Here is a 21,681-nt window from a genome sequence, read left to right on the forward strand (position 1 = left end):
TTGAAAAGCGATACTAAATTGCTGTTTGAAGTTGAAGTACTTGAAGCTTATATGCTCTTGGGTATGGTGCAAGCTGCGATCGTCTCCCTTGATATCCCAGAAAATCTAGAAAAGTTTGGACGGAAATTTATTGGTGCATTTTGCGATCGCTATCGCATCATGTTTCCTGATTTAGTCAAAGTGTTTGAGCTTGGATGGACAGTCACCTGCACATCAGAAGAATTTAATGACCTGATTGACTCTGATGATGAAGAGCTAAGCGTTGAAGACTTCATGAATAGTGATGTTTTGATTTATGCTCCTGACTTCGTGATGCCTGAAACACCAACAGTTTGGGAGGACTAGACGACTCAGCAACGGACGCGGCGATTAATCACCGCGTCGTCTGCTGAGTGTGTCCAAAGCACTCGGTATAGAGAGACGGTTTATATATAGAAGAAAGCCTTGCTGCTTCACTGCTTCATAAACCGACTCTCTATCAACCTACAGAAAGAATTAAGCCTGAAGCGCTTCTGGGTGATTCCTAGGTCTATATCCACATAATCACTCGTACAACATGAATATCATCGGTCTAGACGTTGGTCGTAACAACGTCACAGCCTGTTTGCTGTCGGAATATCCCGAACAGCCGCTTAAGCATTTCCAGAATATCAAAAAAGACATTATCAAATGTCAAGCCGACTCAATTGGAGTTCAGAAATTACTCGAACTAAAACCTGATGCTGTGGTGATGGAACCAACAGGAATTTGGTATAGCAATTTCTGGAAACATCTCGCAGACTTTCACAAGATTCCGATCTATTGGATTGGTCATGGAGACCTTGCAGCACAACGCGGGGCTTATGGATTTAAGAATAAAACTGACCCTGAAGATGCATTTTGCTTAGCTCTAACCTACTTTGATGAGCGCTTTGTAGATATCCACGGGGACAAGCGATATTTGGACTTTGAGATAGGCAAAGTCTCACTTGTGCGCGATTGGTTCTTTGAATGCGAGCAGCTCGATAAACTGCTGAACTCATTGATTAATCAATGCAGGCAACGCTTAACAATGGAGTTTCCAGAAATTGCACAGATGCGCTCAAACGTATCCCCAAAATTAGGCTTTTCGCCTATGTGGGGATATGTAGCGGGAATATATGAATATGCCTATATCAAGAAACTACACGCTAAAAGCGTCGCCCGTGCGATCGGGATTGAGATTAGCGAATACACCAAACAACATGCCAAGAAAATTTGCGAACTCCAAAAACAACTCGATCAGAAAGAGCGCGATCTAGCCTTACTCATGCAATCCGATGAGTTCGCACCATACCTAAAAGTGTTTAAAAACTTTGGGTTCGGACTTCGCAACCAAGCGCTGCTGCTGTGTCAGTGCTACCCGTTTGACCGCTTCCTGCTAGACGGCAAACCATGGGTCACATATGATGAAGGCGTGAACAAACAGGGAATACCCACATCCCAGAAAAGACACCGATCGCTTAGAAGTTTCCAGTTGTTCCTGGGGTTAGGCTATACCGAAAAACAATCTGGCGATAAAAAGGTCAAAGCCCTTGGAGGGTCTGACATTACCAGAGCTAGCCTCTATGCATGGACATTAACATCAGTTCTACCAGAGAGGCGCGAGACATCGTGGCTAGGGAAGAAACTAAGTGAAGTTCATGACGATGGCTGGACGCTCAAAGGTTTGAAAGAAAGCAAGATTTCTGGAAAACAGAAGATCATCAGGATTTTATTCAAAGTTACCCGTATGCTGTTCTACGAGCTATATAGGGAAACCAAGTAATGATTTATGCGATCGCAACCCTGCGATCGCATATTTTGAAAGCCAAGAAATATACTAGAAAGAAGCAGTGACTTGCTCTGCATCTATATAGTTGATTCCGCCATGACTAGTCTATCGAAATTGTCTCTTGCTACTCCAGCAGTGCGCGATCGCCTCCAAACCTATCCCCTGAGCATCGCGCCGATGATGGATCGCACCGATCGCCATTATCGCTATTTCATGCGCCAAATCACGAGGCGGACTTTGCTATATACGGAAATGGTCACCAGTGCGGCGATTAAGCATGGCGATAAAGAATATCTGTTAGGCTTCTCTCCGATGGAAAATCCCCTCGCGTTGCAAGTGGGCGGCGACAATCCTCAAGACCTAGCCGAATGCGCGAGGCTTGCTGAATCGATGGGTTATGACGAAATTAATTTGAATGTGGGCTGTCCTAGCGATCGCGTTCAGAGTGGACATTTTGGGGCTTGCTTGATGAAAACCCCTGATCGCGTAGCGAAATGTATTGAAGCCATGATCGCCGCCGCCACAATTCCAGTTTCAGTTAAGCATCGCATCGGAGTCGATGATTTAGATCACTACGAAGATATGCAAAACTTTGTGCGGATTTTGTCAGAAGCAGGTTGTCAGCGCTTCTCAGTTCATGCAAGGAAAGCATGGCTACAGGGGCTAAGCCCCAAAGACAATCGCGAAGTTCCACCTTTGCGCTATGCCGATGTGCATCGCTTAAAGAAAGAATTTCCGCATTTATTTATTGAAATTAATGGTGGATTTACAACCCTTGAGCAAGCCCATGAACAGTTGCAATATGTCGATGCCGTGATGATTGGTCGTGCTGCCTATGACAATCCCTATCTATTTGCCATATGCGATCGCGAGTTTTTTGGCGAAGAGACTCCTATTCGTAGCCGTGTTGAAGTTGCCGAAGCGATGATTGAATATATTGATCAATGGACAGCCAAAGGATTGAGGTTACATAAAATCACTCGTCATATGCTTCAATTGTTTCATGGTCAAGCAGGCAGTCGGATCTGGAAACGAATTCTTACAGATAAATCTTGTGTTGTTGGAGCAGGTTCCGAAGTAATTCGTGAAGCGATCGCTGCGGTTAGTGGTTTATACTAAGTCACAAAAGTGTCGCCATACTTTTGTGACTTAAAAAGCAAACCTAAGAAGGGTTTTAGAAACACAAAATGGCTACGCCATTTTGTGTTTCGGTATTACTTCAGACCAAAACTCTGGATGTTTGGTGAGCGAAGGGGAATTGTAATTAGAACCTCAGTAAACTCGTTTAGTTCGCTATTAATCGCTAATGTGCCTTGATGTTGCTTAACGATAATGTCATGGGTAAGAGAAAGTCCAAGTCCAGTTCCTGCCCCTGGCGGCTTAGTTGTGAAGAAAGGATCAAGGACTTTAGAGCGGATCTGAGGGGCAAGACCACAGCCATTGTCACGGATGCAGATTGCCACTTTTTCTCCATCTAGTTGAGTGGAAACCGTGAGGCTAGGTTTGTATGTGTTAGGCCGCAATGTATCATCTTCATTTAACTGAATCTGTTTAGAGCGCATCGCATAATAGGCGTTATCGATTATATTAATGAAAGCTCTCATTAGGGTATTAGAAATTGCGTCAACTAGATCTAATTCTGGATCATAGTTGGTGTGAATAGAAACATTGAAGTTAATATCTTGCACCCGTTTGCTATGACAGGCAAGTTTCACAGCTTCATCAAGCAAAGTATTAAGTATTGTCGGCTGCATAGGAGCAGGTTCGCTACGGGAATGTTGCATCATACTATCAATGATCTCTGCCGCGCGGAGGCTATGCCGATGGATCGTAGCGGCATTCTCCTGTAAGTCGTTGATGAGAGCTTCGATCAAGGATGCAGTTTGTGGTTCTTGAGCCAAAAAAATTGGGCGCAGAGTCTCTAGCAGTTCTTGCGACAGTTCAATGGAGCCTTCAGCATAGTTCTTGACGAAATTGAGAGGGTTACGCATCTCGTGAGCGATGCCCGCAGTAAGCGTACCTAAAGAGGCAAGCTTTTCTTGAGCAATAATCCGTTCTTGAGCACTTTTGAGTTCATTAGTGCGTTCTTTTACTCGCTGCTCAAGAGTTTGAGAGTAGTCTTCGAGTTGATGATTAGCTTTCTCTAGCTTGCTATTCAATTGAGATAGTTCTTTTAAAAGCCGATCAAGCTCTAGTTCAGCTCGCTTGCGATCGCTGATATCAGTATGTGTTCCCAACATTCGTAATGGCTGGCCATTATCGTCCCATTCCACAATTTTGCCAAGAGAGAGAATCCATTTCCAGTCACCATTTTTAGTGCGATGACGAAACTCTACCTTGTAATGATGAAGCTTCCCATTAACATAATCTCGATAGACTTTTGTAACTGTTGCCAGATCATCTGGATGGAGTCGTTCAATCCACTTAGATCGAGTCTCTTGTAACTCCCCAGGGCTGTAGCCTAACATAGTGGAATATTCTGGACTGACAACGGTTACCCCAGTCTGAGGATTAAGATCATAGAGTCCTTGATTGGCTGCCGTTAAAGCAAGGCGTAAACGCTCTTCACTGTCTTGCAGCGATATCTCTGCTTCTCGACGCGCTGTCACATCTCGGTTACTAATCACCACACCTGTGATCGTGCCATCAACTTCAAAATAAGGAGAATAGGTTGCACTGACAAATCGATTACCCGCCTTCTTAAAATAAAACCAATCCCCGAAATCAATTGTTTCACCCGCAAGACATCGATCAAACCTTGGCTTGACAACGTTTTTAAATGTGTCATCACCCATAATATCTTGCATAGACAATCTAACAATCTCTTCCAATTGCCGCTCATTGTGCTCTAAATAGGTTTGATTTACCAAGCGATAAATGTAGTTATGGTCAACTAGCGCCATGCCAGCTGGAGCGATATCCACCATCCGTTTATATTGTCTCAAGACAATTTCAGCTTGTTTGCGATCAGTAATATCACGCGCGACTCCGACCATTCTTAATCCATTTTCATCATGGGTTTTAACAACTTTTCCATTTACTGCTATCCAACGCATTTCTCCATCATTGCGGTTAATGCGATATTCAATATTGTAAGGTGACTGTGTAGTAAAGCTATGATTGAGAGATTGAAACACTCGTTCACGATCTTCAAGATGAACTAGTTTTAAAAAGGCTTCGTAATCGCCAGAAAACGTCCCAGGCTCATAGCCAAAAATGGCTTCGGTCTTTGCCGACCAGAGCCATGTATCCAAGTTGCACTCCCAAGTTCCCATCTCCATCGCTTCGAGAGCCAATTGTAAACGCAGTTTCTCTGACTGAAGCTGTTGTTCTGAGCGTTTACGATCGCTAATATCTTGAATAATACCAATAAAATATTGCGGTTCTCCATTCAGGCTTCGCGAAAGCGAGACTGCCAAATTCGCCCAAACAATCTGCCCATCTTTGCGGATGTAACGCTTTTCCATCGTAAAGCTTTGTAGCTCTCCTTTGACTAAAAGCATAGCTTTTTCATCGTCTTTTGCAAGGTCATCAGGATGAGTTAATTCGGTAAAAGATTTAACTAGGAGTTCTTTTTCTGAATACCCCATAATGTCACATAATCTCTGATTGATTTGCATGTATTTCCCATCCAAGCTATTTTGGCAAATCCCAACAGCAGCTTGATCAAAAGTAGCTCGCAAACGTTCGTTAATCTCTCCTAAAGCTATTTCAGCTTGTTTGCGATCGCTAATATCTTCATAACAACCGAGAACTCCGATCACCTCTCCTTGAGAATTTGTTAAAGGGATCTTGCTAGTAAGAATCCAGATCTGTTCACCATTTAAATTGCTAGTGATTTGTTCATAGCCCAATTTTGGAATTTTAGTCTCTATGACTCTAGCGTCATCAGCACGATAGTGGTCTGCCCACGCGCTCCAAGGCATCTCAAAATCAGTTTTGCCGATAATTTGCTCCTCAGTGAGTTGATAGTCTTTAGCAAATGCTGGGTTACAACCTAAAAAACGTGACTGTCGATCTTTCCAAAAAACACGTTGGGGAATAGTATCGAGCACCAATTGCAGCATGTTACGAGATTCTTGCAAATCTTGAGTTCTTTCTTGTACATGCATTTCTAGGGTTGAATTCAATTGTTGTAGGTTTTCTAGGGTCTGTAATCTTTCTAATTCAGCCCCAGCCCTTGCTGCAAAAATTTTTAGTAATATCTCAGCGCGTTTGGGGTTAGCGATGGGCTTACGACTGAGAATATTAAGAACACCAATCAGTTCACCAAATTCATTTTTGAGTGCAAGACCCAGATAACTATCAGCTTTGGTTTGGACAAGAAATTCATCCAGTGGGAAACAGGCTTGAACATTTTTGGGACAGTAATATCTACCCTGCTGGATTGCTTCTGCGCATGGGGTATTCGCAATTTTATAGATTATATTTGGCTGAAATTGTTGGTCAGCATAGACTGCTAATGTTTCGAGACTTTCCCCGACCTTTTTGCTAATACAGATATGAGACACATCTAGAGCAATGGCAATTTTCTCTGCTAAACAGAAAAAGAAGTCTGCACCAGTTACCGAAGCTGTACCTTCCATCAAACTCTGTAGGGTTAGTTCTGACTGTTTGCGATCGCTAATATCCATTGCAATTCCAGCCGTTCCTATGAATTCATTGCGATCGCTAAAAACTGGCGTTTTAAATGTCTCAATCCATTGAATTGTTCCATCTGCTGTAATTAATTCTTCCTCAACCCGTTTTTGTTTGCCAGATCTCATCACCTCAAAATCATCTCTGCGATAGGATTCAGCTAATTCTTGATCCCAAACATCTAGATCTGTCAGTCCAACTAATTGTGAAGAATCATAACCACAGGATTGAGCAAATGAATCGTTAACTGCCAGAAATCGCCCATCTCGATCCTTTAACCAAGCAATATGTGGAATGTTATTCAGTAGTGAATAGACCTGACTGTTTCTTTGCAGTACGAGATTTTCTAAGTTAACATTTAATAACTCTAGTTGGTCGTTAGCTTGCTGTAGAGATACCTGCTGCTGGACAATCTTCTTTTCTTGTTCGTAGCACCGCACAGCTTCTGACACTGTCAATTTGAGATCGAATTCATTCCAAGGTTTTGATATAAAGCGATAGAGATCCCCCCGATTGACCACATTGGCTATAGCCTCTGCGCTTGCTTGACCAGTCAGCATGACTTTCAAGATCTTAGGATGTCGAGCATGAAGTTCAATCAAGAATTCATCTCCTTGCATATTCGGCATAATCTGATCAGAAATCACTAGGGGGATTTCTATGCCGTTAGATACTAGCTCCTCAACCAATGTTAATGCTTCATCTCCGCTTTCGGCGACCTCGATCTCATAGTCGGGGAAATAACGTATTAATTGATTTCTGAGGGTGCTCAGAACATTGTGTTCGTCATCCACGCAAAGGATTGTAATTTTGTTCATTGTTTCATCACCTTGCGGGGCTAGGGTGTACACACAAGTCTTGATAGCAGATTGACTGCGTAATTCTTACAAGTATAAATTGATTAAATCCTCTGAGCAATGCGTAACTTCGCCGAACGCGCTCTAGGATTTGCACGATTTTCTTCATCTGTAGCTATGATTACTTTTTTGGTGAGAACCTGTAAGCGCTCATCTTCACGAAATGTATGCTTAACAATGCGATCTTCCAAACTGTGGAAAGTAATTACGGCAATTTTACCACCTGTTTTTAGCCAATTAGGAGCTACAGCTAGCCATTTTTCGAGGCTTTCTAATTCACGATTTACAGCAATTCTTAGGGCTTGAAAAGTTCGCGTAGCGGGATGGATTCTGCCATGCCGATAACTAGCGGGAACGCAAGCAGAAATGGCATTGGCTAGTTCCAATGTGGTTTTAAAGGGACGCTTCTCCACAATTTGACGAGCAATTCGTCGAGAAAGCCTTTCTTCTCCCAGTTTAAAAAACATATCCGCAAGTTCAACTTCTTTATAGTGATTGATAATTTCCGCAGCAGTCAGAGTTTGACGATTATCCATCCGCATATCAAGATCTCCTGACTCTCGGAAGCTAAACCCTCGCTCGGCGACATCAAACTGTGTTGAACTTACACCCAAATCAGCAAGGATGCCATCAAATTTCAAATCTGACGAAGGTTTATATTCACAAAAGTTGCCACGCCAAAAGGTCACTTGATTTATATATTCGGCAAGTTTTTCGGTTGCTGCTGCGATCGCCATTTCATCGCGATCGATCGCAACTAAACGCACATTTTCTGCCCCTTGCAAAATTAACGAGCTATGTCCACCACCGCCAACTGTGCAATCGAGGTATATACCACCTGAAATAATCTCTAAACCTGCGATCGCTGGCTCGGCAAGTACGGGAACATGATGAAACTGAGCAGTCATATTTTTGAAGTTTGAATATATTACCTAAGAGGGGCGTGAAGCAGCCCCCTTAGTTTTGAGAGCAAAGCACCTAAATCGTTATCAATATGTATCTTGATAATCGCAATAAGGTAACCAAAGTCATTAATATAGTCTACTGTGCTGTTTATTTGCCGAATTTGTCACCATGAAACATACTCTCTCCGTTGTCGTCCAAGATGAGGCAGGCGTGCTGACCCGCATTGCTAGCTTGTTCGCCCGCCGAGGTTTTAATATCGAGAGCCTTGCGGTCGGGACTGCCGAGCAAGATGGATTTACGCGCATTACGATGGTGGTCTCTGGCGACGATCACACGATTGAGCAAATCACGAAGCAGTTGCATAAACTGATCAATGTGATCACAATTCTTGACTTTACCGATATTCCTTGTGTTGAGCGCGAACTAATGCTCGTTAAGGTAAATGCTGCGCCAAATGTGCGATCGGAAATTATTGAAATATCTCAGATTTTCCGCGCCCGTATTGTTGACGTAGCTGATGATTTCTTGACAATCGAAGTGGTCGGCGATCCTGGGAAGATGGTGGCTATTTTGAAGATGTTAAACAAGTTTGGCATTCGCGAAATTGCGCGTACTGGCAAAGTCTCGTTAACTCGCGAATCGGGGGTTAATACGGAATACCTGAAAATTTCCAAACATAGCCTAGGCAGCGCTATCTCTAATTTCTAATTTTTAGCGATCGCGCTTTACACAAACCTATAAATATTAAAAGCCTCGCAAAATAGCAAGGCTTTTAATATTTATAGGTCGGTCAACTTTTTGTCAGGTCTCGACTAAGAATATTACTCAAAAACGCTACGTTAATATAAAATCAATCACTAATCTTAAGTAATTACGAAATATAAAATTAGAATTTGTAGCGCGGCTCTGCCGCCCTACAAATTCTCTTATAGGAAATGACTCGTCTGAAATTATGGCTTTGTAATGGAGTGATTGATAGAAAGAGTTTCAAGGCTCTGACTATAATATGAAATATGAGAACTTAGTTCGCAAGGTAGGTAGACAGCAATGGTTCAAGCTATAGCTAAGACTGAATTGGTAACTTTTGCGGAATTTGCCGCATGGAAGCCAGAGAATAGACTTTATGAACTTCATGATGGAGTAATTGTTGAGATGCCACAACCTGTTGGAAAACATGAGCAAGTGAAGGGCTTTTTAACCATAGAACTTGCTTTTCTGGTTAGACAAGCAAATCTTCCTTACTTTTTGCCTAGTCAAGCTTTCGTGAAAGTACCTGAGGCTGAATCGGCTTATTTGCCTGATGTCTTAATTTTAAAGACTTCTAATTTAGTAAATGAGCAATTGTGGGAGAGTCAATCTACAGTCACTCAGGGAGCATCTGTTGTCATTGCGATCGAGGTGGTGAGTACTAATTGGCGGGTTGATTATTTCACTAAGGTTAAAGATTATGAGGAGATGGGGATTCCTGAATATTGGACTGTGGATTATTTGGGAATTGGCGGTCGGCGGTTTATTGGCAATCCTAAGCAGCCAACAATTTTAGTGCATGAGTTAGTTGAGGGGGAGTATCAAGTAACTGCTTTTAGAGGAGATGAGCGAGTTATATCGCCAACTTTTCCAGAATTGAATTTGACGGCTAATCAGATTTTTCAAGCGGGTAATTAACAGGGATATGAATCAACTTAACGATACGGATTTTGGGCAAAAGATTAAAGAGTTGATTGATAGCCTCAAGGGGATTTGTGCTGCCTATGGGTTAGGGAATGATGGGAATGAATTTAAAATCATTACTAAGGTATTTCTGTATAAGTTGATGAATGATAAGTTTGCTTATGAGGTGAAGCAAGCAATACCAAAGGCGATCGCACTAATGGACGGACAAGCTAGCATTAAATAAACCTAAATCAAAATAAAACCATGCAACTAATCGACATCACCCACGCCCAAACCCAACTTCCCCAACTCATGCAAATCGCCTTGCAAGGCGAAGAAATCATTATCACTCGTAACAATCAACCAATTCTCAAACTAAGTCAAATATCCTCCACACCAAAAAGAAGACACAGAGGTAGTGCCAAAGGACAAATCAAAATCGCGCCCGATTTTAATGCGCCCCTTGAAGATTTTCAGGAGTATATGACATGAAAATAATCCTTGACACACATACCTTTCTTTGGTTTATCAATGACAGCACTGAATTAAGCAACAGTGCAGCCGAGCTAATAGAATCCGATGTCGATTTATGGATTAGCATTGCTAGTCTCTGGGAAATTTCGATTAAAGTTAATCTCAATAAATTGGACTTACCCGATGACTATGAAAAATTTATTCCACATCAAATAGCCATAAATAACATCGAAATCTTACCTGTTAATCTTCAGCATTTAATAGTTCTGACAAAATTACCATTACATCATCGAGATCCATTTGATAGATTGCTAATCGCCCAAGCGATCGCTGAAGAAGTCCCCATTATTAGCATTGACAAAAAATTTGATTTATATGAAGTTGATCGCCAATGGTAAACAGAAACTAATCTAAATTGGCGATCGCTTGTTGATGAAGGTAGCGATCGGGCAAGTTAGAGTTAAGTAAAATCACTGCGATTCACACAATATTCATGTAGAGGCAAAGCATTCCTGCCACAATTTATTAATTTTGCGATCCACACAATACAGGAATGCTTTGCCCTCAACCTCACAACGCAGGGACAATTTATCTGTAAATAGCCAAGAGGGTTCAGCATTTGCGATTTAAAATTGTCGTGAGGAGTATCAAAATATTGGCGCAAATGCTAAACCCCTACAATCGCTACAATGGCAAATAGGGGGAAATAAGAATATGCGATCGCCTGTTGATGATGGTAGCGATCGCGCAATTCAGCGTTGAGTAAATATTTCTTTAACTGGAGAAAAAATATGACAGTTACTTTAATCAATCAAACTTACACATTTGACGAATATTTAGCAATGGAAGAACTTGCCATTGCTAAACATGAATATAAAAATGGAGAAATTATTAGCATGACAGGTGGCACAACAGACCATAACAAAATCGCCTTGAATTTTGCCGCAAACTTAAAATTTTCCCTCAAAAAACAAAACTATAATATCTTTATCGGTGATGTTAAGCTCTGGATTCCCGCTTACTCAGAAGCAACCTATCCTGATGTCATGCTGATTGAAGGTGAGCCAAATTATTACGGCACTAGCAAAACAACCATCACAAATCCCTCTTTGATTGTTGAAGTTCTATCAAAATCAACGCAAAATTATGATCAAAGCGAAAAGTTTTATTATTACCGCTCAATTCCTGAGTTCAAAGAATATATTTTAATTAGCCAATACCAATATTATGTAATGCAATTCAATAAAACAAATCAGGGTAAATGGATATTATCTGAATATCGAAATGATAATTCAGCATTATCTTTACAAACAGTGAAATTTGACATTTCTTTTGAAGAAATTTATGAAAATGTCAACCTCGGCTAATTTGAAAGTCAATAACTATTCCAGATCCGCGATCGCTTGTTGATGATGGTAGCGATCGCGCAAGTCAGCATTAAGTAAACTTTCCTTTACACAATTACCCTAGCTATGAGGATTTGACTTTTTACTTGTATAGGAGATTACCTGCCATAGTATGATGCTGTCAGCCCATAGCCAACGATTCCGTACAGTCATCACTATGCGTATCGCCATATTTACCGAGACATTTTTGCCAAAAATTGATGGCATCGTTACTCGCCTCAAATATACCGTCGAATATCTGGTCAAGCTCGGTAACCAAGTATTGGTGTTTTCGCCCGATGGTGGACTTAAAGAATACTGTGGCGCAAAGATTTATGGCGTATCAGCCTTTGACTTCCCGCTATATCCAGAACTAAAAGTAGCTCTCCCACGTCCTTCGATTGGCTATGCGCTAGAGGAGTTCAAACCCGATATTATTCATATTGTAAATCCTGCTATTTTGGGCATGGCAGGTTTATATTATGCCAAATCGATGAATTACCCGCTTATGGCTTCCTATCACACGCATTTACCCCAGTATTTGCAGCATTACGGATTGGGGTTTCTTGAGGGCGTGATGTGGGAATTGGTCAAAAATACTCACAATCAAGCAGCACTGAATCTTTGTACTTCGACAGTGATGATCGATGAATTGCGATCGCATGGTGTCGAGAGGCTTGATCTTTGGCAGCGCGGTGTTGATACCGTGCAGTTTCATCCGAGATTTAAAAGCGCGGAAATGCGATCGCGCCTCACCCAAGGGCATCCAGAAGAAGTTTTATTCCTGTATGTTGGTAGACTCTCCGCCGAGAAAGAGATTCAGCAAATTTTGCCAGTACTAGAAGCGATCCCCAATAGTCGTCTTGCTTTAGTGGGAAATGGCCCCTATCGGCAAGAACTGGAGAAGATTTTTGCGGATACTAAAACTAATTTTGTGGGCTATTTACGTGGGGATGATCTTGCCGCAGCTTTTGCCTCAAGTGACGCTTTTTTATTCCCATCGCGCACTGAGACTCTGGGCTTAGTTCTGCTCGAAGCAATGGCGGCTGGTTGTCCAGTTGTTGCCGCAAATTCAGGGGGAATTCCTGACATTGTCACCAATGGCATTAATGGATATTTATTTGAGCCTAATGACAGCAATGGCTTGACCTTAGCAACTCAAAATCTTTTGCAAAATCGTAATGAATATATGTGCATCGAAGCCCGTTTAGAAGCTGAAAAGTGGGGGTGGGATGCTGCCACGCGACAATTGCAAAATTATTATGAACAGACAATAGAGGCTTGTAAACCTGTTTTAAGTGTTTAAATACGCAAGAGTGCGCCCAACAGGGGCGCACTCTAAAAATGAACCCAAAAATTGTTACAGCGAGCATAGCCGCTGCAACAATTTTGGGGTTCATTTTTAAAGAAGTATTGCGATCGCGCTCTCAAGCGGTATTCCTTCACAGTACAATGGCGATCGCTATCATTCTGTCGTAAGCATAAATACTCTTTTGATTTCCCTTGAATCTGTCACCGAAATTTATAATAAGCCCTTGCTGTCTCTAGTTTTTGAGGCGCAATCAGTACATCGGCAATATCATCAAACTGATGCTGTACAGATGTGCACTCTATCAAATATCAAATCAGGTCGTTGTCCTGAAGATTGTAAATATTGCCCTCAAAGTGCTCGCTATCCGACAGGAGTAGAGGCTTATCCCCTTTTGCCACTAGATGAAGTGATTAGCCAAGCAAAAGAGGCAAAACAGCATGGGGCAACTCGTTTTTGCATGGGAGCTGCGTGGCGCAATGCACCTGATGGGGAGGAGTTTGAGCGGGTTTTGCAAATGGTCGAAGCCGTAGCAGGGATGGAAATGGAAGCCTGTGTAACGATGGGAATGTTGCGCCCAGATCAAGCTCAGCGCTTAGCCAAAGCAGGCTTGACAGCCTATAACCATAACCTCGATACTTCCGAAAGTTTCTATCCCGAAATTATCACGACACGTACCTATCGCGATCGCCTCGAAACGATTCAGCATGTCTCCGAAGCGGGTATTCAAGTTTGTTGTGGCGGCATCGTCGGCATGGGTGAGACTGACAGCGATCGCATCGATCTTTTGCATACATTAGCAAACCTTAATCCACAGCCTGAGTCAGTACCAATTAATGCATTATCTCCCGTTGCAGGAACTCCATTTGGGGATCTTGATGCGATCGATCCTTTGGTTTTAGTGCGGATGGTCGCAACCGCGAGAATCCTGATGCCCAAAGCAGTTGTGCGACTTTCCGCAGGACGCGATCGGCTCAGCGTTTCCGATCAAGCTCTCTGCTTTCTCGCAGGTGCAAATTCTATCTTCTCTAGTGAGAAACTACTCACTACTGCAAATCCAGACTGGCAAGATGATGCGGAGATGTTCCAGAAATTAGGTGTTAAACCGAAGGAATTCGCATAATAAGAAAGGCTCCCTTTGGGAGCCTTTCTTATTATGCGAATTCAGGTCGCCCTTGCGACATGAAATGCTTTTGTGAACTCATTTCAGGCTCTCCATCCTTAGGAACTCTCTGAATGTAGGTTCCATCTGCTTTAAGATCCCAAGCTTGGCGGTTATCAGCTAGGATAATTTCGAGAATCTGCTTAAGTTCTTTGATCAGAGAGCCTTCCTCAACAGGGGTAATCACCTCAACTCTTGCATCAAGGTTTCGGGGCATCCAGTCAGCACTACCAATATATACCTGCTCTTCGCCGCCATTACTAAAGTAAAAGATGCGTGAATGTTCTAGAAAGCGCCCGATCACGCTGATAACCCTGATGCGATCGCTTAATCCCTTGACCTTGGGACGGATACAGCAAATACCACGAATGATCAGATCGATATTTACACCGACTTGCGAAGCCTCATATAGAGCCGAGATAATCTCAGGATCAACTAATGAATTCATTTTGGCAATGATGTAGGAAGGATACCCCTGCTTTTGATGTTCGATTTCGCGATGGATCAGTTTCAGGAACTTCTCGCGCATGTTCACAGGCGCAACTAGAAGCTTGCGATAATCACGCTGACGCGAATAGCCAGTCAGGTAGTTAAACAAATCAGTCAAATCCGCGCCCAAATTATCATTACAGCTAAAAATACCAAGATCGCTATAAAATCTAGCTGTTTTTGGGTTGTAATTGCCAGTACCAATGTGAACATAACGAACTAAGCGATCGCCTTCTTGCCTTACCACTAGAGCCGTCTTAGTATGGGTTTTGAGATTCTTAAACCCATAGACCACATGCACTCCCGCATTTTCGAGCTTCTTCGCCCAGAGAATGTTATTCGCCTCGTCAAATCGAGCTTTTAGCTCCACTAATACCGCTACCTGCTTGCCATTCTCCGCCGCCCGAATCAAAGCATGGACAATTGGTGAATCTCCAGATGTGCGATATAGAGTTTGCTTAATTGCGAGTACATCATCATCATTTGCTGCATCTTCGATAAATCGCTGCACTGTTGTTGTGAACGACTGATAAGGATGATGGACTAAAAAATCACCTTCGCTGATGATGTCAAAAATGTTCTTGCCGTCTTCATCCCCTTGCTTCAATCGAGGATGAGTTACAGACTTCCAAGGCTTATCCTGATGCTCAGGCATTGGCAAAAAAGCGATCGCCATTAGCCCTCCTAAACCAATTAGCCCAGGGATATCATAAACATCTGCCTCGGTAATCCCTAATTGCTCAATCAACTCTTTACGAATTTCTGGCGGGATATCACTAGCGATTTCCATTCGCACGACTGAACCAAATTTCTGCTTGCGTAACTCTTCTTGCAGAGCCGAAATCAAGTCGTCTGCTTCTTCTTCTTCGATGTCAAGCTGAGCATCACGAGTAATCCGAAATGGATAATAACTTAGAATCTCCATTCCTGGAAATAATGCCTCAAGATTATGGGCAATCACTTGTTCCAAAGGTACAAAGGTATGCTCATCGGTCTCAGGGATTTTGACAAAGCGTGGCAATACATTTGGAACTTTGACCCGCGCAAAGTTTTTTTCCTTAGTGTCGCGATCGCGCACGATCACCACCAAATTGAGGCTGAGATTAGAAATGTAAGGGAATGGATGTGCAGGATCGACGGCTAATGGCGTAAGAACGGGAAATAGCTTATCTTGAAAATAGGTTTTGAGATATCGCTGATGTTTCTTATCGATATCCTTATAGTCTAAGAGCTTCACTCCGTGGTTATGTAATTCTGGACGTAGGATATTCTCAAAAAATTCATGCTGCATCGTGACCAATGGTACAAGAGCCTCACGAATTGCTTGTAACTGCTTTTCTGGATTAAGTCCATCATCGGAGATAATATCCAATTGCTCTGCAAATTTTTTCTTTACCCTAGCCACTCTAACCATAAAAAACTCATCAAGGTTAGTGCTAAAAATTGCAAAGAATTTAGCTCTTTCTAGTAATGATGTGCGCGAGTCAATCCCTTCGCTTAAAACTCTTTTATTAAAAGCAATCCAGCTTAGTTCACGATTAAAGAAATACATGGCACGATCAACTGACTTTTCATCTTGCTCGTCAATTTCTTCTGGGATAGATTCTGAGATTCCTATCGACTCAGTAATCGTTTCAATCATGTCAACTTCTAGATCTTTTTTGGCTAAATCTCTTTTTATTCTGGTCATAGGAGCAAAGATATCGGCTGTTGTAAAATCACTTGACTACTAGATTACCGAAGTATAGGTCATTACTATGTGAGCTTAAACACTTCTAAATAAAAAAAGAGCGGCACATAGTACCGCCCTTTTTTTCAAAACTTAGCCCAAAAGTGCTTCGATATCTTTACGTAGTGCTGCATCTTCAGGTGCAACGCTGGAAGGATAGTATTTCACGACTTTACCTTCTTTATCGACTAGAAACTTGTTAAAGTTCCACTGCACTTGGCTACCTGTGGTTTCAGTAAGATACTTATAGGTGTCAGCGATACCACTGCCACTTACCTTCACCTTGCTGAACATGTCAAAGGTGACATCGTAGGTGAGAGAGCAGAAGCTTTTGATTTCTGCTTCAGTCCCTGGCTCTTGTGCGCCGAAGTCATTACTAGGAAACCCGAGAATTTCAAAGCCTTTGTCTTTGTATTCACGATAAAGAGATTCTAGTCCCTTGTATTGTTTAGTGTAGCCACATTTAGAGGCAACGTTGACAACCAAGGCAACTTTGCCTTTGTACTGAGCGAGATCGACTGGTTGACCATCGATGTTAGTAATCTTGAAATCGTAAAGTGTGGACATATTTTCGTTTTTAGGGTTATTTGAGGATTATTTGCATCATCAGCAATTTTAGGATTTTCGGCACTACAGGTGTTGCAAATCCTAAAATTGCTGCATAGTTAAAAACTTAACTTAGCTTTTTATCGCGATCGCATGGCAAGTGTAATTATCCTGATTGGTGTACCCGCGAGCGGCAAATCTAGCCTCGCTGAGAAGATGTTGCGTGCTTCTAATCAGACTTCTCATCAGAATAGTAGCAGCCTCACCCATGGGCAAACCCAATTAATCAGCCCAGATCGCATTCGAGCATCACTCTATGGATCAGCCGCCAAACAGGGTGATTGGTCAGAAATTTGGCAACATGTACAGCAAGAATTTGCCAACGCCGCCAAATCGCAACAATCTGTAATATATGATGCCACAAACTATAAGCGCGAATATCGTAAAAATATTATTGACCTTGCCAAAGAGCATGGATTTAAGCCAATTACAGGAATTTGGCTAGATGTACCGCTCTGGATTTGTTTGTCACGAAATGATATGCGCGATCGCGTTGTCCCTGAAGATGTCGTAGTAGAAATGTATCGAACACTAGCCTATAGCCCACCTACCCTCAGCGAAGGATTCGATCGCATTTTGCTTCGCGATCAAAAGCTAGACAACGAGTGGATCGACTGAGCGAATAAAAGTTGGGCTTTGGGCAATGGCTCACTAAATTAGTGATATTAAGTTGCAATCTATAGCAATGATTGAGTTATACCAATTCATACAGCAATTTGCTTTCAAACCCGCCACAAATAAGAATATAAAACCCATTGCGGGGCTTCGCCCTGCGACCCTTCTTGTAGTGGGTTTGCTCGAATACTGCTGTAAAAGATTGCCGACACTTTTGTGAATTAAAAACTAAATCCAGTAAGGGTTTTAAAAACACAAAATGGCTTAGCCATTTTGTGTTTTGGTATTAGCGAGGGCAATCCTGAATCCAAAAGAGTAATGGCGGCGCGAAGCGCCGCCATTACTCTTTTGGATTTTGATTTGAGTAGCTCTATTTCGTGATTTCTTGTGGAGATAGAGGATCTTGGTGTTCAACATTCACTGAATTTAGTTCTTCTTGTATGGGCATGAAATGATATTTACCAGAACCAATATGCTGGGCTCTATAGATACCAGCATGACCTGAAGCAAGGTAGCTCATAGTACAGGCGATCGCGATAAATACTCCAGATTCCATACCAAAAAGTTCAATTCCCATTAACGTCGCTGCGATCGGAGTATTGGCAGCGCTACCAAAGACTGCCACAAACCCCATACTGGCTAATAAGGGTGCGGATAATGGCAAGATTAATGACAAAGCATTCCCCAAAGTCGCACCAATAAAAAATAGAGGAGTTACTTCACCACCTTTAAAACCTGCTCCCAATGTCAATGCCGTTAAACCAATTTTGGCTGCAAAATCCCAAGGTGTTAGCTGCATCTCAAAGGCATTCACGATTGTTGGAATCCCCAGCCCAATATATTTAGTCGAACCTATTGCCCAAACAATCAAAGCAACAATGACACCACCGATCGCAGGACGTAAAGGAGGATAAGATATTTTGGATTTAAATAGGTGACTAATTTTATGAGTTGTTTTCGCAAAAATCATCGCTGCGAGTCCGAAGGCTATACCCGCCAAAATTGCGTAAATTATCTCCATTAAATTTATAGCAGGAATCAACGAATCATGACGATATGCGGTATGGTGCAATCCTAAACTTAATGTAATGCGATCTCCGACGATGGCTGCAATTAGGCAAGGAAATAGAGCGTTATGATTAATCTTCCCAATTGCTAAAACCTCTAAGCCAAAGATTGTCCCTGCTAGTGGAGTCCCAAATACCGAAGAAAATCCAGCGCTAAGACCTGCCATTAATAAAATTTGGCGATCGCGTGGTTGGAATTTAAATATTTTTGTCAATTGATCAGCAAGGGAAGCTGAAATTTGTAGAGCTGTGCCCTCTCTACCTGCCGAGCCCCCAAATAGATGGGCTAGAGTAGTTCCTAATAACACCAAAGTAGCCATTCTCAAAGGAATAATATTCTTGGGATTGTGAATCTCTTCCAATAAAAGATTATTGCCACCTTCCACTGTTTTTCCATAGTTATGATAAAGCCAACCGCTCAGGAATCCTCCAAAAGGAAGTAAGGCTATTATCCATAAATTTGATTCTCTAAAATCAGTTGCCCATTCTAAAGAAGCAAGTAAGGCAGCAGAACCTATCCCTGAGAGAATTCCCACAGAGCAAGCAATAAGAAACCATGTGCTAAGTTGAGAAAAGACAATAAACTGTTTAAGCTTAAGAATGAGTTTCATAATGTCACGTTGAAGCTAAATCAATAAACGTGACTTGTAAAGGAAAGATCGATTAGGCATTTATATACTCCCACTCTCCCACTACAAGTCGGAATAAGTAGGAGCCATCAGCCTTTAAACGTTATAAAAATCTACAACGCAAAGCGGTTTTGGCAAGCTCCATTGCCATCCCTACTTTTATACCATGCTCTCACCAAAGTTTATAGGGTTTTGCAAATGACTGTACAAGTATAGCTACAGTCACTTGTCTTAGGAAAAATCAAAACCCAAGAATTGATGGCGGCACTCTGCGCCGCCATCAATTCTTGGGTTTTATGTCCTAGTAAACTTGGCGACAGCTATGCTTACTCATTTACAAAACAGAAACAATCATGTTAGGTATGGCAGGATTTTATCCTTGAGGTTACCTGCTAGAATTGCAGCAGTTTTCGATCAAATTAAATACAGCAAATCCCTAAAAGTGTTGCTTTGCAACACTTTTAGGGATTTGTTGGTTCAGGTTTGAGCGCAAAGTGTTGTAATTCTCAATTCGCGATCGCTAATGAAAAAAAAAGATGGGTGGTTTCATATTGCACTGCGGTGGAAAGGCTCAGTATTACCTGAAGTATTGCCGCGATCGCTAATGTGTGGATTGTTTGGCATTTTTATTTACATTCTTTATCTCTATCAGGTTAAAGTTTCCTTACCAGTTCTAGGTGTTATTATTCCCAATATCGTGTTAGGTTTGCTACTCGTATTCCGAACCAACACTGCCTATGAACGCTTTTGGGAAGGTCGCAAAGCATGGGGGATTCTAGTCAACACATCACGGAATTTATCTCGTCAAATCATAGTAGCAATTGTAGAAAAAGAACCAAGCGATCGCCTAGCCAAAATTGCTGCTGTCAAGCTATTGCCAGCCTTTGCGATCGCTCTAAAATTGCATTTGCGAGCAGAGCCAATCAATGCTGAACTCGAAGCGAATCTTTCAGTAAAACAATTTGAGCATCTCAAAACGATGCATCACCCACCTCTTGAAATAGCATTTTGGATTAGCAGCTATCTCCAAGATCAGTCCATCCAAGAAAAGCTTGATCGCTATCAACTAAACGACATGATTCAACTTTTGCACCAAATGGTGGACGTTATAGGCATTTGTGAACGTATTCTCAGAACTCCAATCCCTCTCGCTTATTCCATTCATCTGAAGCAATTATTAATGATTTATTCATTGTCACTTCCTTTTCAAATGGTTGATCAACTGCAATGGATGACAGGGCCAATTGTGGCGCTAATTAGCTTTACTCTATTAGGTATCGAAGAAATTGGTATTCAAATAGAAGATCCCTTTGGGCATGATGCCAATGATTTACCTTTAGATAATATCTGTAATACTATGATGCGAAATATTGAAGATTTATTGATGGTGAGCTGCAACAAATTCGATCCATAGTTTTGAATAAATAGCAATACTCTAATAGAATGAATTTATAGAGATCTGTCTTTAGTTAAACCTCAGATATATTGACTCCTCTATGTTGTAGTAATTTAAGCGATCGCAATAAAAGTAAAGAAATTTAGTGCAATTTGTGTGACTTAAATCATATATAGTTATTATTCTTAACATAAATAAATATTATCAATTTTAATCCTAATAATGCAAGCAATAAATACTGAGTGGACAACAACAGAGGAAGAAGTAGCTAAAAAAGCTTTTGATATTGCCTATAAGCGAGAGATAGGTGCTCTAATTGACTCGGTACGTTATCGAGCGAGCTCTTTAGCTGAGATCGAAGATATGTGGCGTTTGCACGATTTTTTGAGCGTTAAACGTCATGAAGTCGATGGTCGATACGACTATCGATTACCCACTTTGGTTTTTGTATTTGCGGGGTTGGTTAAAGATGGTTGGCTTAGCCTCAATGAACTTGAGGGCTTAAATGCTGATAAAATTGCCAAAATTGCGGCACTTACTTGTATGTAACAGCTTATATAAAGATAGATTATGCAAAGTATTACTCTTCTTTATATGGGTTTTATAAGCGTGAATTAGAGTCTACCTTTTAGAAGATTAACAACTATATCCACCGACATAATTATTAGAACAAATAATAAACCCCAAAAAATAAGTTAGCAATAAATGCTGACTTGTTTTTTGGGGTTTATTGTCTGAATCACTATGTTGAAATCTATACTGCAAGTAGCAATCACTACTGCTAACTCGAAAAGCTGTGATCACAAACAGCTAATTTAACCAAACCATAAACAGGTCAAATTAGATTCAATATCTATCCTTAGAGGTTTTGTAATTGTAAACACAATATGAGTACATATACTGAGGTGATTAAATAATCAAAGAATTTCTTAATTCTTATTGTTTATATAGCTTCTAATAAATCATCACTAATA

At 41.5% G+C, this 21,681-nt stretch carries 19 protein-coding genes, 1 pseudogene and 1 riboswitch; of the genes and pseudogenes, 15 read left to right on the forward strand and 5 right to left on the reverse strand.

The features are described from left to right. The 3 genes from CQ839_RS25100 to dusA all read left to right on the forward strand — a co-directional run. Positions 1 to 345, forward strand: a 345-nt coding sequence (locus CQ839_RS25100) for a hypothetical protein (protein WP_219817768.1), incomplete at its 5' end; no start/stop codon positions are given. A 211-nt stretch (positions 346 to 556) separates the two neighbouring features. Continuing rightward, entirely contained in the window at positions 557 to 1,786 is a 1,230-nt protein-coding gene (locus tag CQ839_RS10680; RefSeq protein WP_103668268.1) for a hypothetical protein, read from the forward strand. Between the two features lie 102 nt (positions 1,787 to 1,888). Beyond that, on the forward strand, positions 1,889 to 2,911 hold the full coding sequence (gene dusA, locus CQ839_RS10685; RefSeq protein ID WP_103668269.1) for a tRNA dihydrouridine(20/20a) synthase DusA: 1,023 nt from the start codon (positions 1,889 to 1,891) through the stop codon (positions 2,909 to 2,911). 95 nt (positions 2,912 to 3,006) lie between these two features. On the opposite strand, the gene CQ839_RS10690 is transcribed toward dusA, so the two are convergent. Both CQ839_RS10690 and rsmH read right to left on the reverse strand, forming a co-directional pair. After that, complete coding sequence (locus CQ839_RS10690) at positions 3,007 to 7,248, reverse strand: PAS domain S-box protein (protein ID WP_103668270.1); 4,242 nt, start codon at positions 7,246 to 7,248, stop codon at positions 3,007 to 3,009. 83 nt (positions 7,249 to 7,331) lie between these two features. After that, positions 7,332 to 8,195 carry a 16S rRNA (cytosine(1402)-N(4))-methyltransferase RsmH gene (gene rsmH / locus CQ839_RS10695; protein WP_103668271.1) on the reverse strand — a complete coding sequence of 288 codons (864 nt, stop codon included), beginning with the start codon at positions 8,193 to 8,195 and terminating at the stop codon, positions 7,332 to 7,334. A 166-nt stretch (positions 8,196 to 8,361) separates the two neighbouring features. Here rsmH and ilvN point away from each other — a divergent pair, with 166 nt between their 5' ends. The 9 genes and pseudogenes from ilvN (at position 8,362) to bioB (ending at position 14,137) form a co-directional block, all read left to right on the forward strand. Then, a complete protein-coding gene (gene ilvN, locus CQ839_RS10700; protein ID WP_103668272.1) occupies positions 8,362 to 8,901 on the forward strand; it encodes an acetolactate synthase small subunit in 540 nt (179 codons plus the stop codon). Between the two features lie 339 nt (positions 8,902 to 9,240). Next, entirely contained in the window at positions 9,241 to 9,858 is a 618-nt protein-coding gene (locus CQ839_RS10705) for a Uma2 family endonuclease (protein WP_103668273.1), read from the forward strand. A 7-nt stretch (positions 9,859 to 9,865) separates the two neighbouring features. Continuing rightward, positions 9,866 to 10,048 (forward strand): annotated as a pseudogene (locus CQ839_RS10710) (SAM-dependent DNA methyltransferase); the annotation flags it as partial. 62 nt (positions 10,049 to 10,110) lie between these two features. Next, on the forward strand, positions 10,111 to 10,338 hold the full coding sequence (locus CQ839_RS10715) for a type II toxin-antitoxin system Phd/YefM family antitoxin (RefSeq protein WP_103668274.1): 228 nt from the start codon (positions 10,111 to 10,113) through the stop codon (positions 10,336 to 10,338). Beyond that, the gene (locus CQ839_RS10720; RefSeq protein WP_103668275.1) at positions 10,335 to 10,718 is read left to right on the forward strand and encodes a type II toxin-antitoxin system VapC family toxin; all 384 of its coding nucleotides are present in this window, start codon (positions 10,335 to 10,337) and stop codon (positions 10,716 to 10,718) included. Before CQ839_RS10715 ends, CQ839_RS10720 begins: the two co-directional genes overlap by 4 nt. A gap of 393 nt (positions 10,719 to 11,111) precedes the next feature. Next, complete coding sequence (locus CQ839_RS10725; RefSeq protein WP_103668276.1) at positions 11,112 to 11,687, forward strand: Uma2 family endonuclease; 576 nt, start codon at positions 11,112 to 11,114, stop codon at positions 11,685 to 11,687. Positions 11,688 to 11,883: 196 nt separating this feature from the next. Continuing rightward, positions 11,884 to 13,011, forward strand: coding sequence for a glycosyltransferase family 1 protein (locus CQ839_RS10730; protein ID WP_103668277.1), 1,128 nt, complete (start codon positions 11,884 to 11,886; stop codon positions 13,009 to 13,011). Between the two features lie 38 nt (positions 13,012 to 13,049). Further along, positions 13,050 to 13,184 (forward strand): hypothetical protein, encoded by a 135-nt coding sequence (locus CQ839_RS25685; RefSeq protein ID WP_258040697.1) that lies wholly within the window; start codon positions 13,050 to 13,052, stop codon positions 13,182 to 13,184. Positions 13,185 to 13,198: 14 nt separating this feature from the next. Next, positions 13,199 to 14,137, forward strand: coding sequence for a biotin synthase BioB (gene bioB / locus CQ839_RS10735; RefSeq protein WP_103668278.1), 939 nt, complete (start codon positions 13,199 to 13,201; stop codon positions 14,135 to 14,137). Between the two features lie 31 nt (positions 14,138 to 14,168). Here bioB and ppk1 read toward each other — a convergent pair whose 3' ends face one another. Together ppk1 and CQ839_RS10745 are read right to left on the reverse strand one after the other, a co-directional pair. After that, entirely contained in the window at positions 14,169 to 16,307 is a 2,139-nt protein-coding gene (gene ppk1, locus CQ839_RS10740) for a polyphosphate kinase 1 (protein ID WP_374937741.1), read from the reverse strand. A gap of 180 nt (positions 16,308 to 16,487) precedes the next feature. Next, on the reverse strand, positions 16,488 to 16,961 hold the full coding sequence (locus CQ839_RS10745) for a glutathione peroxidase (protein WP_103668280.1): 474 nt from the start codon (positions 16,959 to 16,961) through the stop codon (positions 16,488 to 16,490). A 132-nt stretch (positions 16,962 to 17,093) separates the two neighbouring features. On the opposite strand from CQ839_RS10745, the gene CQ839_RS10750 reads away from it, so the two are divergent. Continuing rightward, positions 17,094 to 17,618 (forward strand): AAA family ATPase, encoded by a 525-nt coding sequence (locus tag CQ839_RS10750; protein ID WP_103668281.1) that lies wholly within the window; start codon positions 17,094 to 17,096, stop codon positions 17,616 to 17,618. Between the two features lie 367 nt (positions 17,619 to 17,985). Here the strand turns inward: CQ839_RS10750 and CQ839_RS10755 are convergent, their stop codons facing one another. Next, positions 17,986 to 19,293 carry a voltage-gated chloride channel family protein gene (locus CQ839_RS10755; protein WP_103668282.1) on the reverse strand — a complete coding sequence of 436 codons (1,308 nt, stop codon included), beginning with the start codon at positions 19,291 to 19,293 and terminating at the stop codon, positions 17,986 to 17,988. A 91-nt stretch (positions 19,294 to 19,384) separates the two neighbouring features. Further along, a riboswitch (Fluoride riboswitch) is annotated at positions 19,385 to 19,469 on the reverse strand. Positions 19,470 to 19,834: 365 nt separating this feature from the next. Between CQ839_RS10755 and CQ839_RS10760 the strand changes: the two genes are divergently transcribed. Next, positions 19,835 to 20,725, forward strand: coding sequence for a bestrophin family protein (locus tag CQ839_RS10760; RefSeq protein ID WP_103668283.1), 891 nt, complete (start codon positions 19,835 to 19,837; stop codon positions 20,723 to 20,725). Between the two features lie 204 nt (positions 20,726 to 20,929). Next, positions 20,930 to 21,256, forward strand: a complete 327-nt coding sequence (locus CQ839_RS10765) for a hypothetical protein (RefSeq protein ID WP_103668284.1) — start codon at positions 20,930 to 20,932, stop codon at positions 21,254 to 21,256. Positions 21,257 to 21,681 lie beyond the last annotated feature (425 nt).

This window comes from Pseudanabaena sp. BC1403 (genome assembly GCF_002914585.1).
Classification (GTDB): domain Bacteria; phylum Cyanobacteriota; class Cyanobacteriia; order Pseudanabaenales; family Pseudanabaenaceae; genus Pseudanabaena.